This window comes from uncultured Amnibacterium sp., assembly GCF_964245895.1.
Classification (GTDB): domain Bacteria; phylum Actinomycetota; class Actinomycetes; order Actinomycetales; family Microbacteriaceae; genus Amnibacterium.
The window spans coordinates 1-11,986 of the sequence record NZ_CAXTOQ010000106.1 but is presented as its reverse complement, the minus strand read 5'-3'; the positions used below and the strand labels follow the sequence as shown (position 1 = coordinate 11,986).

General features: G+C 73.6%; 13 protein-coding genes and 1 pseudogene. 6 read left to right on the top strand and 8 right to left on the bottom strand.

Features of this window, described 5'->3' with window-relative positions; translation table 11 throughout:
- Both aspA and ACFE60_RS13470 read left to right on the top strand, forming a co-directional pair.
- Window positions 1-454 (top strand): annotated as a pseudogene (aspA, locus tag ACFE60_RS13475) (aspartate ammonia-lyase); the annotation flags it as partial.
- Between the two features lie 203 nt (window positions 455-657).
- Window positions 658-1,191 (top strand): hypothetical protein, encoded by a 534-nt coding sequence (locus tag ACFE60_RS13470; protein WP_375389374.1) that lies wholly within the window; start codon window positions 658-660, stop codon window positions 1,189-1,191.
- Between the two features lie 35 nt (window positions 1,192-1,226).
- Here the strand turns inward: ACFE60_RS13470 and ACFE60_RS13465 are convergent, their stop codons facing one another.
- From ACFE60_RS13465 to uppS, 5 genes are all read right to left on the bottom strand, one after another.
- Window positions 1,227-1,751, bottom strand: a complete 525-nt coding sequence (locus ACFE60_RS13465; RefSeq protein ID WP_375389373.1) for a prepilin peptidase — start codon at window positions 1,749-1,751, stop codon at window positions 1,227-1,229.
- A gap of 165 nt (window positions 1,752-1,916) precedes the next feature.
- On the bottom strand, window positions 1,917-3,251 hold the full coding sequence (locus tag ACFE60_RS13460; RefSeq protein WP_375389376.1) for a PhoH family protein: 1,335 nt from the start codon (window positions 3,249-3,251) through the stop codon (window positions 1,917-1,919).
- A 178-nt stretch (window positions 3,252-3,429) separates the two neighbouring features.
- The gene (locus ACFE60_RS13455; RefSeq protein WP_375389372.1) at window positions 3,430-4,287 is read right to left on the bottom strand and encodes an HAD family hydrolase; all 858 of its coding nucleotides are present in this window, start codon (window positions 4,285-4,287) and stop codon (window positions 3,430-3,432) included.
- Window positions 4,284-5,414 carry an aminotransferase class V-fold PLP-dependent enzyme gene (locus ACFE60_RS13450; RefSeq protein ID WP_375389371.1) on the bottom strand — a complete coding sequence of 377 codons (1,131 nt, stop codon included), beginning with the start codon at window positions 5,412-5,414 and terminating at the stop codon, window positions 4,284-4,286. Before ACFE60_RS13450 ends, ACFE60_RS13455 begins: the two co-directional genes overlap by 4 nt.
- 49 nt (window positions 5,415-5,463) lie before the next feature.
- Window positions 5,464-6,240: a polyprenyl diphosphate synthase gene (gene uppS, locus ACFE60_RS13445; RefSeq protein WP_375389370.1), complete on the bottom strand. Its 777-nt coding sequence runs from the start codon at window positions 6,238-6,240 to the stop codon at window positions 5,464-5,466.
- 42 nt (window positions 6,241-6,282) lie between these two features.
- On the opposite strand from uppS, the gene ACFE60_RS13440 reads away from it, so the two are divergent.
- On the top strand, window positions 6,283-7,008 hold the full coding sequence (locus ACFE60_RS13440) for a hemolysin III family protein (protein WP_375389369.1): 726 nt from the start codon (window positions 6,283-6,285) through the stop codon (window positions 7,006-7,008).
- 18 nt (window positions 7,009-7,026) lie between these two features.
- Here ACFE60_RS13440 and ACFE60_RS13435 read toward each other — a convergent pair whose 3' ends face one another.
- On the bottom strand, window positions 7,027-7,263 hold the full coding sequence (locus ACFE60_RS13435) for a hypothetical protein (RefSeq protein WP_375389368.1): 237 nt from the start codon (window positions 7,261-7,263) through the stop codon (window positions 7,027-7,029).
- A gap of 67 nt (window positions 7,264-7,330) precedes the next feature.
- Here ACFE60_RS13435 and ACFE60_RS13430 point away from each other — a divergent pair, with 67 nt between their 5' ends.
- Together ACFE60_RS13430 and greA are read left to right on the top strand one after the other, a co-directional pair.
- Entirely contained in the window at window positions 7,331-7,735 is a 405-nt protein-coding gene (locus ACFE60_RS13430; protein WP_375389367.1) for a DUF4307 domain-containing protein, read from the top strand.
- Between the two features lie 132 nt (window positions 7,736-7,867).
- A complete protein-coding gene (gene greA / locus ACFE60_RS13425) occupies window positions 7,868-8,356 on the top strand; it encodes a transcription elongation factor GreA (RefSeq protein WP_375389366.1) in 489 nt (162 codons plus the stop codon).
- Window positions 8,357-8,504: 148 nt separating this feature from the next.
- Here the strand turns inward: greA and ilvA are convergent, their stop codons facing one another.
- Complete coding sequence (ilvA, locus tag ACFE60_RS13420) at window positions 8,505-9,770, bottom strand: threonine ammonia-lyase (RefSeq protein ID WP_375389375.1); 1,266 nt, start codon at window positions 9,768-9,770, stop codon at window positions 8,505-8,507.
- A 13-nt stretch (window positions 9,771-9,783) separates the two neighbouring features.
- Window positions 9,784-10,986: an AI-2E family transporter gene (locus ACFE60_RS13415; protein ID WP_375389365.1), complete on the bottom strand. Its 1,203-nt coding sequence runs from the start codon at window positions 10,984-10,986 to the stop codon at window positions 9,784-9,786.
- 64 nt (window positions 10,987-11,050) lie between these two features.
- Here ACFE60_RS13415 and ACFE60_RS13410 point away from each other — a divergent pair.
- Window positions 11,051-11,986, top strand: a 936-nt coding sequence (locus ACFE60_RS13410; RefSeq protein ID WP_375389364.1) for a winged helix-turn-helix domain-containing protein, incomplete at its 3' end; no start/stop codon positions are given.

Below are 11,986 nucleotides of genomic sequence, written 5' to 3'. Positions count from 1 at the left end.
GTCGATCATGCCGGGCAAGGTCAACCCGGTGATCCCCGAGGCGACCCTCATGGTCGGCGCTCGGGTGATCGGCAACGACGCGACGATCACCTGGGCCGGCGCCTCCGGCGTCTTCGAGCTGAACGTCGCGATCCCGGTGATGGGCACCGCGCTGCTCGAGTCGGTCCGCCTGCTCGCCGCGGTCTCGCGGCTGCTCGCCGACAAGGTGCTCGACGGCCTGACGGTGAACGTCGAGCGCGCCCGGGCGCTGGCGGAGTCCTCCCCGTCGATCGTCACGAAGCTGAACCGGGCGATCGGCTACGAGGCCGCGGCGAAGGTCGCGAAGCACTCCGTCGCGCAGGGCATGACGGTGCGGCAGGCGGTGGTCGACCTCGGCTTCGTGGATCGCGGGGAGGTCACGGAGGAGCAGCTCGACGCCGCCCTCGACGTGCTGTCGATGACCCGCCCGGGCTGACCCGCTCCGAAGGTCACGATTCGCCAGCCCGCTAAGCGCCTGTCGAGGCATGACGCTTCCTTCTAGCGCGGACGCACCTGCGGGTGAACCCAGCACAATCGGCGTAGTTCGCAGACTTGAGGCTCACGCAAACCTTTTCTGAGGGGCAGAGCTGCGCTACCGTCCGTGTAGGCGACCGCCATGCCGCGCACGATGAGGTGCAGATGTCCGATCAGATCCAGCCCACCGACGATCCGCCTTCGGGAGACCAACCTTCCGACGATCCGCCTGCAGCGGGTGCGTCGTCAAAACTGGAGCCGCCGATCGACGAGAAAACCGCTGGGTCGCCGGGGCAGACGGCTGACCCGGCCGTCGCGTCCCCGTCACGACCTGAGCGCCCTGCGACGATTGCGGCTCCGACGACGGCGACCGGCTGGGTCAAACCGAAGTACGCGGTGTTCGTGGTGGTCGTCCTCGCGGTCGCACTACTCGGGGTCCTCGTCGGTTCTGTGCTGGGTCTGCAATGGGGTAGCACGGACGGCGGCAAGACCGCGAACGCGAATGCGTCCACGATCTCGGCGATCGCAGCTGCAACCATCGCAGCTCTCTCGTCGCTTGCGGCGGCGTACTTCGGAATTCGAGTCGCCACCGAGCAAAGCGCGCAATCGGCACAAACGGCACGTGATGCCGTCCAACTGCTCGCTCTCTCGAGCCCGAACTCGACGAAGAACGGCAACCCGACGACCGGCGATTTCTGAGGCTCGTCGACCGACTGTGGCGGTTCGTCCCAGCGTCAGCTGAGCGCGAGGACGACCCAGGCGGTCGCGAGCATCGGCGGGCCGAATGGCATGCGAGCCCCCGTGCCGCGGCGGATCAGGATCACGGCCGCGCCGGCGCCGCCCAGCAGGAACGCGAGCGCGACCCAGAGGATCGCGCCGCCGGGCAGCAGGGCGGCGGCCAGCGCGCCGAGGAGCGGTGCGAGCTTGACGTCGCCGAGGCCCATGCCGCCCGCGACGTGCAGCAGCAGGAACCCGACGCCGCATCCTGCGCCCACGAGCACCGCGCCGGCGGGCGGGACCCCCTGCGACCACGCCTCGAGTAGGACCGCGGCGAGCACGACGGGGTAGCCGGGCAGCACGATCGCGTCCGGGAGGCGGTGCTCCGCGAGATCGACGGCGACGAGGCGCGGCGTGACGAGCGCGAGCCAGGCGAACCCGGCCAGCAGCGGCCGGGGCCCGACGGCGAGCAGCGCGACCAGCAGGAGGCCGCCGACGGCCGCCGACTCCCCCACCGGGAGGCGACGGACGGCGGCGAGCACCCGCGCATCGTAGAGACCGTCGAGCCCTCCGAGTCAGGAGTTGTCCACAGGGCCGATTGTTCGCGGATCCGGATGGAACGCGCGACACGCCGCGTCCGGAGGCGCGGACGCGGCGTGTCGCGAGATCGATCCGGATCCGCGAGAGGAATCCGGATCCGCGAAAGTTCAGGCGAGCTCGTTGGACTCCAGCATCTCGGTGACCAGGGCGGCGATCGCGCTGCGCTCGGAGCGGGTCAGCGTGACGTGACCGAAGAGCGGGTGGCCCTTCAGGGTCTCGATGACGCTCGCGACGCCGTCGTGCCGGCCGACGCGGAGGTTGTCGCGCTGCGCCACGTCGTGGGTCAGCACGACCCGCGAGTTCTGGCCGATGCGCGACAGCACCGTGAGCAGCACGTTGCGCTCGAGCGACTGCGCCTCGTCCACGATCACGAAGGCGTCGTGCAGGCTGCGGCCGCGGATGTGGGTGAGCGGCAGCACCTCGAGCACGCCGCGCTCCACGATCTCGTCGATGACGTTCTGCGAGACGACCGCGCCGAGGGTGTCGAAGACCGCCTGGCCCCACGGGTTCATCTTCTCCGCGGCGTCGCCGGGCAGGTAGCCGAGCTCCTGCCCGCCGACCGCGTACAGCGGCCGGAACACCATGATCCGCTTGTGCTGCTGGCGCTCCAGCACCGCCTCGAGGCCGGCGCACAGCGCGAGCGCGCTCTTGCCCGTGCCGGCGCGGCCGCCGAGCGAGACGATGCCGACGTCCGAGTCGGTCAGCAGGTCGATCGCGAGCCGCTGCTCCGCGCTGCGGCCGTGCAGCCCGAACACGTCGCGGTCGCCGCGGACCAGCTTCAGCTCGCCCTTCCGCACGACCCGCGCGAGCGCGCTGCCGCGGTCGGAGGTGAGCACGACGCCGGTGTTGACCGGCAGGCCGTCGACCTCGGGCGCGGTGACGCGGTGCTCGTCGTAGAGCGTGTCGAGGGCCTGCGCGCCGAGCGCGACCTCCGCGACGCCGGTGTACCCGGTGTCGACCGCGAGCTCGTGCCGGTACTCCTCCGCCGTCAGGCCGATCGACGCGGCCTTCACCCGCATCGGCAGGTCCTTCGACACGACGGTCACGTCGAGGCCGTCGTTCGCGAGGTTCTGCGCGACCGCGAGGATGCGCGCGTCGTTGCCGCCGAGCTGCAGGCCGTTCGGCAGCACGCTCATGTTCGAGTGGTTCAGCTCGACGCGCAGGGAGCCGCCCTCGCCGACCGGCACCGCGAAGTCCAGCCGCTCGTGCTGCACGCGCAGCTCGTCGAGGTTCCGCAGCGCCTGCCGGGCGAAGTAGCCGATCTCCGGATCGTTGCGCTTGCCCTCGAGCTCCGAGATGACCACCACCGGCAGCACCACGGCGTGCTCGGCGAAGCGGAACGGCGCCTTCGGATCCGACAGCAGCACGGACGTGTCGAGGACGAACGTGCGGGTCTGCACGGTGGACGGCGCCTCGGCGGAGGCGGTGGGACGGGCGGACAGCGCTTCAGGCACGCGGCCTCTTTCCCCCGGAGCGGTTCAGCGAACCCCTCCGGATCTCGTTCTCGCCGGGACCAGCGCGCCTCCTGACGTCTCGAGCCGCACCACGTCCCGGACCGGGTGAGGTACCCGATGGGGCACACCGTACGACACGGGTGCGACGGCGGCGGAACGGCGCGCGTCAGACCTCGGCGCGGCTGGCGGCGTGCTCCGCCAGGAACCGGACCACGGCGTCGTCCCCGTCGTCGAGCACGGCGGTGGCGGCCTCCTTGACCTCGTCGGACGCGGAGGCGGTCGCGTACGACTCGTCGGCCTCGGCGAAGAGCGGCAGGTCGTTCGCGCCGTCGCCGAACGCGATCACGCGGGTGAAGCCGTGCTCCTCCGCGATGCGCCGCACCGCGGACCCCTTCGTCACGCCGATCGGCGTCACGTCGAGCACGGCGACGCCGCTCTCCCGCGTGCCCTGCAGCGCGAGCGAGCAGCCGGTGCCCCACGAGATCGCCCGGATCATCCGGTACAGCCGCCGGACGACCGGGTACTCGCCGACGATGCTGACGAAGAAGCCGCGCTCGTGGTCGATCTCGTCCCAGCCGTCGACCGGCGCGAGCCGCGGGTCGCCCGGCCGGGACTCGAGGAAGCCGTCGACGCCGCTGGTCTCCGCACCCCGCACCCAGCTGATCCGGTCGGCCCCGCCGTCCAGCCAGAAGACGAGGGGGGTCACCCCGGCGGCGAGCGCGGCGCCGATCAGCGGGTGCAGCGCCCGCTGGTCGAAGTGCTCCCACCACAGGTGCGCGCCGTCGGCGGGGTCGACCGCGGTCGTGCCGCCGTAGGTGACGAGCGGCAGGGTGAGCGGCAGCCCGCCGAGCGCGTCCCTGGTCCGCCGCGGCCCGCGCGCGGTCGCGACCGTGAACTCGGTCCCCGCGGTGAGCAGCTCGGTGAGCGTGCGCGCGGATGCGGCGGAGAGCAGCCCCTTCCCGTCGAGCAGGGTGTCGTCGAGGTCGCTGACGAACAGGGTGCGGGCGGGGCCGGTGAGGGTCATCGGACCGGCCGAACGGCCGTGGCGTAGGCGGTGAGGGCGCTCGAGAGCATGCCGATCGTCTCCTCCGTGGTTCCGGCGTGCGGCGAGAACCGCACGCGTCCGTCCCGGATGGTCACCGAGACGCCGTGGTTGAACAGGGCGGCCGTCAACGCGGTGAGCCGCTCGGGCAGCGGCTCGACCACGACGATGCCCGCCCGCTCGCTCGCCGCGCGCGGCGAGACGACGGGCAGGCCGAACTCGTCGGCGAGCGCGAGCACCTGCGTCGCCCGCGCCGCGACCCGCTCGGCGACGGCCGCGGGTCCCGCGGCGGCGAGGTCGAGCAGCGCCGCGCACAGGCGGCCGGCGGCGAGCGGGTCGGGCTCCGAGATCTGGAACCCGGCGGCGCCCGGCGCGGGCGGCGGCACGCGGTCCCAGCCGGAGTCGACGTCGTCGATCCCGCCGACGCCCGACAGCACCGGGGTCAGGCGGTGCACGGCGCGGTCCGAGAGCGCGAGGAAGGCCGCCCCCCACCCCGCGCGCAGCCACTTCTGCCCGCCGCACGCCACGACGTCGGCTGCGTCCCAGGGCGCCTCGATCGCGCCGAGGCCCTGCACCGCGTCGACGATGAGCAGGCGGTCGCCGATCACCTGGCGGATGCCGTCGAGGTCGGCGACGTGGCCCGTCCGTGCGTCGACGGCGCTGACGAGCACGCCGGCGGTGGTGGAGGTGAGCGCGTCGCGCACGCCGCCCGGCGTGACGCGGCCGCCGTCCGCGTCGAGCGGCAGCGGGGTGACCACCTGCAGCGCCTCCGCCGCCCGGTCGGCCGCGATCGGCAGCGCCGGGTAGTCGGCCGGCGACACGAGCAGGCCGCCGGTGACGCCGAACACCGCCTGGGTGATGCCCTGCGTGGTGCTCGGCTGGAAGACGATCTGGTCGGCACGGAAGCCGGTGACCGCCGCCGCCGCGTCCCGCAGCCGGGCGACGCCGTCCTGCAGCCGGTCCCCGGCACCGGGGCGCGCGCGGCGGACGGCCTCCTGCTGCGCGGCCGACTCGGCGACGACCGCGGCGGACAGGGGGCCGAAGGACGCGAAGTCGAGGTACCCGGGCTCCTCGCCGAACCCGGACAGGAACTCGGCGGTGGCGTCCATGGCGATCACCGAGCGTAGCGGCGCGCACGAGGGGCGTGCGCCCCGCGCATCAGCCCCCGTAGCGGCGCTGGCGGAGTGCGTAGGAGCGCAGCGCGCGCAAGAAGTCGACCTCGCGCAGGTCGGGGCCGAGCGCCTCCACGAAGTAGAACTCGCTGTGCGCGCTCTGCCACACCATGAAGTCGGACAGCCGCTGCTCCCCCGACGTGCGGATCACGAGATCCGGGTCCGGCTGGCCGCCCGTGTAGAGGTGCCGGGCGATCAGCTCGGGGTCCAGCTGGTCGGCGAGATCGTTCAGGGTGCCGCCCGCGGCCTCGTGCGCGTGCACGATGCTGCGCATCGCGTGCGCGATCTCGGTGCGGCCGCCGTAGCCGACCGCGAGGTTGATGTGCAGCCCCGGCTTGTCCGCGCCGCGCGCCTCCGCCGCCCGCAGCGCCGCGAGCAGCGCCTCCGGCAGCCCCTCCGTCGTGCCGACGTGCTGCACCCGCCACCGCGTCGACAGGTCGACCGCGAGGGTGCCGATGATGTCGAACAGGTCGGTCAGCTCGTCGCTCGTGCGGCCGCGGAGGTTGTCGCTGGACAGCAGGTAGAAGGTGACGTGCGGGATGCGCAGCGCGTCCACCCACCCGGCGAACTCGATCAGCTTGTCCGCGCCGGCCCGGTGCCCGTGCGCCGGCGACTCGAGCCCGGCCAGCTTCGCCCACCGGCGGTTGCCGTCGAGGATCATCGCGATGTGCCGCGGCAGGGCGGAGGCGCTGAGGTTGTGGCGCAGCCGCCGCTGGTAGACGGAGTAGAACGGCCGGCGCAGCCGTACCCCTCGTCCCCGCACGCGGACACCGTACGCCGTGGCCGCCCCCGGTACCCTCGCCCCATGCGGGACGGCAGGGAGGGCGCGGTCGACACGGCGCCGGAGGCCCCGCACCTGCCCCTCGTCGAGGAGGCGGAGGACGCGGCGCACCTCGAGGCGAAGCCGACCTGGCGCGGCTGGATCCACGCGGTCACCGCTCCCGTCGCGGTGGTCGCCGGGCTCGTGCTGGTGGCGCTGGCGAACGGGGCGGAGGCGCGCTGGGCGAGTGTCGTGTTCGCGCTCACGTCGATCCTGCTGTTCGGGAACTCCGCGCTGTACCACCGCGTGGACTGGTCGCCGCGGGTCAAGGTCGCGCTGAAGCGCGTCGACCACGCCAACATCTTCCTGCTCATCGCGGGCACCTACACGCCGCTGTCGCTGCTCGCGCTGCCGCCGTCGCAGGGCGTCGTGCTGCTCGTCGCCGTCTGGGGCGTCGCGCTGCTCGGGGTGGTGTTCCGCGTGCTGTGGGTCGGGGCGCCGCGGTGGCTGTACGTGCCGATCTACGTCGGGCTGGGCTGGGCCGCGATCGCCTACATCGTCCCGCTGTTCCAGGCGAACGCGGCGATGATGGTGCTCGTCGTGGTCGGCGGCCTGCTGTACACCGTCGGCGCCCTCGCCTACGGGTTCAAGCGGCCGAACCCCTTCCCGGGCCGGTTCGGGTTCCACGAGATCTTCCACACCTGCACGGTGCTGGCGTTCCTGTGCCACTGGACCGCGACGCTGCTGATCGCCATGCACCCGGTCGCCTGAGCGATCGGCGCTGCGCGGTCAGCCCTGCGGGCGCTCCGCGTCGGTGGCCGCCTGGGCGGCCGCGCGCCGCTCCTCCGCCTCGCCGCGGTAGCGCAGCCGGCGGATGCGCCGCGTCATGTCCACGATCAGCAGGATCGTCACCAGCGTGACGAGCAGGATCGCGACGAACCCGGCGATGCCGGGCGTCACCGCGTTCTCGTCGACCCCGATCGACGGGGAGGGCGACGGGGTGGCCGCGAGCAGCAGAGCACGCACCGGTCTCCCCCTCCAGTAGCCTCGGACGCGCCCGAATCTACTTCACCCAGCGGTTCCCGGAGGTCCCGTGAGCGCACGGACCACCCCGCTGGACGAGCGGTACGGCCGCACCCCGACGCGGCGGCGCCGCGGGCTGGTCGGTGCCGCCACCGCCGGCGCGGTGGTGCTCGCGGGCGTCGTCGCCTGGAGCGTCTGGACGGGCGTCGGCGGCGCCGCGGACGCGCTCGACCCGCAGACGATCACCTCCGAGGTGCGCAGCGCGGAGGCGACGGAGGTGCGGTGGCTCGTGACCGGGAAGCCGGGTACGCGGCTCGTCTGCGTGATCGAGGCGCGCGACGGGTCCGGCGTCGTCGTCGGGCTGGTGGAGGCGGTGCTGCCCGCGACGGGCGACGCGAACCGGCGGGGCGACACGGTCGTGAGGACGGTCCGTCGCGCCTCCACCGGCTTGATCGTGTCCTGCCGGGATGCCTAGACTCCTGCATTCGATCCGCTGAGGGCGTCCCCCGCGGGTTCGGCGCCCCACAGCGACGGCGCTGATGGAGCCGCCGGACGGCAGCGACGCCCTCACGAACCGCGGGTCCCCCGACCGAGACGAGGAACGCCCATGTCCAACCCCACCGCTGCGAAGTGGCTGCCCCAGGCGGCGTTCGACCGGCTGACCGCCGAGCTCGCGGAGCTCTCCGGACCGCGCCGCGACGAGGTCGTCGCGCGGATCGCCCAGGCGCGGGAGGAGGGCGACCTGAAGGAGAACGGCGGCTACCACGCCGCCAAGGAGGAGCAGGGCAAGATCGAGGCGCGCATCCGCGAGCTCACCGTGCTGCTGCGCAACGCCGAGGTCGGCGAGGCCGCCGTCGCGACCGACGAGGTCGCCGCGGGCAACGTCGTGACCGCCTCCGTGGCCGGCACCGAGATGCGCTTCCTGCTCGGCAGCCGCGAGATCGCGGGCGACTCGGACATCGACGTCTACAGCGACAGCAGCCCGCTCGGGCACGCGATCCTGGGCGCGAAGGTCGGCGACACCGTCACGTACGAGGCGCCGAACGGCCGCGCCATCGAGGTGCGGGTCGAGAAGGTCGAGCCCTACGCGGGCTGACCCTCCGCTCAGCTCACGGCTCGACCGGCGGCCCGCGTTACCTCCTGCAGGACGCCGTGCCGCGTGCAGGACGCACGGGCCGCCTCCGTCCTGCACGACGCACGCGGTCCTGCACCCGGTACCGGTGCGGGCGGGGCTGATCCGCAGGTCAGTTCGCCATGACCCTCGGGTGGAAGCCCGCGGCCTCGAGGCGGGCGAGCAGCGCGGCCTGGTGCGCCTTGCCGCGCGTCTCCACGCTGATGTCGATCTGCACCTCGCTGATCTGGGTGCCCGCGCCGTGCCGGGTGTGCAGCACCTCGACGACGTTCGCGTTCGCCTGCGCGATCACCGTCGAGACGGCGACGAGCTGGCCCGGGCGGTCGGGCAGGCCGATGCGCAGCGTCATGTAGCGGTCGGAGGCGACGAGGCCGCGGCTGATCACCCGCTCCATCATCAGCGGGTCGATGTTGCCGCCGGACAGCACGAAGACCGCGCGCCCCAGGTCCCGGATCCGGCCCGACAGCAGCGCGGCGACGCCGACGGCGCCCGCCGGCTCGACGACCAGCTTGGCCCGCTCGAGCAGCACGAGCAGGGCGCTGGCGGTCTCGTCGTCGGTGACGGTGACGACCTCGTCGACCAGGTCGCGGACGATCCCGAAGGTGAGCGTGCCGGGGGTGCCGACCGCGATGCCGTCCGCGATGGTCGCGCTGGTCGGCACGGTGCGCACCTCCCCCGCCTGCAGCGACGGCGGGAAGGCGGCCGCGTTCTCGACCTGCACGCCGATGATCCGCACCTGCGGCGCGAGCTGCTCGACCGCGGACGCGATGCCGGCGATGAGGCCGCCGCCGCCGACCGGGACCACGATCGTGTCGACGTCGGGCACGTCCTCGAGGATCTCCAGCCCGACGGTGGCCTGGCCGGCGATGACGTCCGGGTGGTCGAACGGCGGGATCCAGACGGCGCCGGTCACCTCGCCGAACGCCTTCGCCGCGGCGATCGACTCGTCCACGACGGTGCCCACCAGCTCGACCGTGGCGCCGTAGTCCCTGGTCGCCGCGAGCTTCGGCAGCGCGACGCCGTTCGGCATGAAGATCGTCGCCCGGATGCCGAGCTCCCGCGCCGCGAACGCGACCCCCTGCGCGTGGTTGCCCGCGGAGGCGGCGACGACCCCGAGGGCCCGCTCCTCGTCGCTCAGCCGGGAGAGGCGGTAGGAGGCCCCGCGGATCTTGTACGAGCCGGTGCGCTGCAGGTTCTCGCACTTCAGGTGCACCGGCGCCCCGGTGATCGACTCGAGGAAGCGCGACGTCTCCATCGGCGTGCGCGCCGCGAGGGGGGCGAGCACGCGGGCCGCGTCGCGCACGGTCTCGATCGACGGCGGCACGGCGGGGTCGACGGCGTCCGCGAGCCGGGCCGCGGCGAGCGGCGTGGTCCCGATCGTCGTGTCGTTCTCAGGCAACGGTGGTCACGTCCTCCGGCTCGGCTGCGCGTCGTCTGCGGCGGCGGGCGGCGGGCCCGCCCTGCTCCGGCTCGCGGGGCATCGGACCGGCCGGAGGCGGCGGCTCGTGCTGCCACGCCCCGCCCGCGATGTACTTCACGGCGCTGTTCACGGCCGCCGCGAGCGGGACGGCGAAGACCGCGCCGCCGATGCCGGCGAGGATCGAGCCGGAGCTGACGGCGAGCACCACGGCGACCGGATGGAGGCGCACCGCGGTGCCCATCAGCAGCGGCTGCAGCACGTGCGACTCCAGCTGGTTCACGCCGACGACCCCCGCCAGCATGATCACTGCCGGCACCGGGCCGGCGTAGACGAGCGCCACGAGCACGGCGAGGCCACCGGTGACGATCGCGCCGACGAAGGGGATGAACGCGGCGAGGAACACCAGCACGGCGATCGGCACCACGAACGGCAGGCCGAGGATCAGCGCGACGAGCCCGATGCCGATCGCGTCGATCAGCGCGACGACGATCTGCACCCGCACGTACTGCCCGACCGAGATCCAGGCGGCCCTGCCGCCGCCGTCGACGGCCGCCCTCGCGCGCTTCGGCGCGAGCCGGACGAGCCACCGCCACACCCCGGCGCCGTCGATCAGGAGGAACAGGGTGATGAACAGCGAGAGCACCAGGCCGACGCCGATGTCGCCGATCGTGGACGCGCCGGTCAGCGCCCCGGAGAGGATGGTGCTCGCGTTCTCCTGCACCCACTTCGTGGCGGAGTCGATCGCGCTCTGCACGTCCGCGGTGGAGATGCCGAGCGCGGAGTCGTTGAGGGCGGACAGCAGCGACCGGTACGCGGCGACCGTGCGCCCCTGGATGCCCTCGAGCCCGGAGCGGATCGTCAGCACCACGAGGGTGATCAGCGCCGCGACGACGACCAGCAGGCCGAGGAAGGTCGCCGCGACCGCCAGGCCCCTCGGCCACCGGTGCTGCATCAGCCACAGCTTCGCCGGGTTGGTCAGCCCGGTGATCAGCACCGCCACCAGGATCGGCACGACCACGACGTGCAGCTGGATGACCAGGAAGACCAGCACGGCGGCGAGGATCAGCACGCCGACGATCGGCCAGGACCAGGCGCCGGCGATGCGGACGGCGACGGGCACGGCGCGCGCGATCGCGTCCTCCGCCTCGTCCGAGGGATCCGCTCTCCTGGCCATCCGGGCGATTCTAGGGACGCCACCCCCGGCGCCCGGCGTCGGCGGCCATCGGTACCGTCTGGGCGTGACCGAGCAGCTGACCCCGCGGGAGGCGCGCCGCATCGCGCTCGCGGCGCAGGGCTTCGGCCGCGCGCACCCGCCGACCGCCGGGCCGGCCCGCATCGAGGCGGCGCTGCACCGCCTCCGCGTGCTGCAGATCGACTCCGTCAACGTCTTCGAGCGCAGCCACTACCTGCCGCTGCTCGCGCGCATCGGCCCGTACGACCGGGCGCGGCTCGACCGGATGCTGCTCGACCCCGCCGAGGACCGCATCGGGTACTGGGCGCACGAGGCCGCGTTCATCCCGCGGGCCGACCTGGGTCTGTTCGCGTTCCGGATGGACTACTACCGGCGGAAGTACGCGGCCGCGCTCGAGGAGCACGCGCGGCTGATCGCCGCGATCACCGCGGAGATCGCCGACCGCGGGCCGCTCGCCGCGAGCGAGATCGAGCAGCGGCCCAGCGTGCGGCAGGGACCCTGGTGGGGCTGGTCGGACACGAAGCGGGTGCTCGAGCTGCTGTTCAGCACGGGCGACCTGGTCAGCGCCGGTCGCCGCGGCTTCGAGCGCCGGTACGGCCTGCCCGAGCAGGTGCTCGGCGGCCCGATCGTGCCGGTGCCGAAGGCGGAGGCGGTCCACGAGCTGGTGCGGCGCGCGGCGGTCGCGCACGGCGTCGCGGCGCTGCCCGACCTCGCCGACTACCACCGCCTGCGCTCCGACGACACGGCGGCCGCCGCGCAGGACCTCGAGGACGCGGGCGAGCTGGTGCCCGTCGCGGTGCCCGGCTGGCAGCGGGCGGACGGGCGGCCTCTGAAGGTCTGGCGGCACGTCGACGCGACGCCGCCCACCCGCATGCGCGCGGCGGCGCTGCTGTCCCCGTTCGACCCGGTCGTCTGGCAGCGGGACCGCATCCTGCGGATGTTCGGCTTCCACTACCGGATCTCGATCTACACGCCCGCCGCG

Bases quoted from the DNA above. Each gene is read 5' to 3' on its own strand.
- ACFE60_RS13455 (WP_375389372.1), bottom strand. From the start codon at position 4,287: ATGACCCTCACCGGCCCCGCCCGCACCCTGTTCGTCAGCGACCTCGAC.
- ACFE60_RS13470 (WP_375389374.1), top strand. From the start codon at position 658: ATGTCCGATCAGATCCAGCCCACCGACGATCCGCCTTCGGGAGACCAA.
- greA (WP_375389366.1), top strand. From the start codon at position 7,868: ATGTCCAACCCCACCGCTGCGAAGTGGCTGCCCCAGGCGGCGTTCGAC.
- ACFE60_RS13415 (WP_375389365.1), bottom strand. From the start codon at position 10,986: ATGGCCAGGAGAGCGGATCCCTCGGACGAGGCGGAGGACGCGATCGCG.
- ACFE60_RS13450 (WP_375389371.1), bottom strand. From the start codon at position 5,414: ATGGACGCCACCGCCGAGTTCCTGTCCGGGTTCGGCGAGGAGCCCGGG.
- ACFE60_RS13440 (WP_375389369.1), top strand. From the start codon at position 6,283: ATGCGGGACGGCAGGGAGGGCGCGGTCGACACGGCGCCGGAGGCCCCG.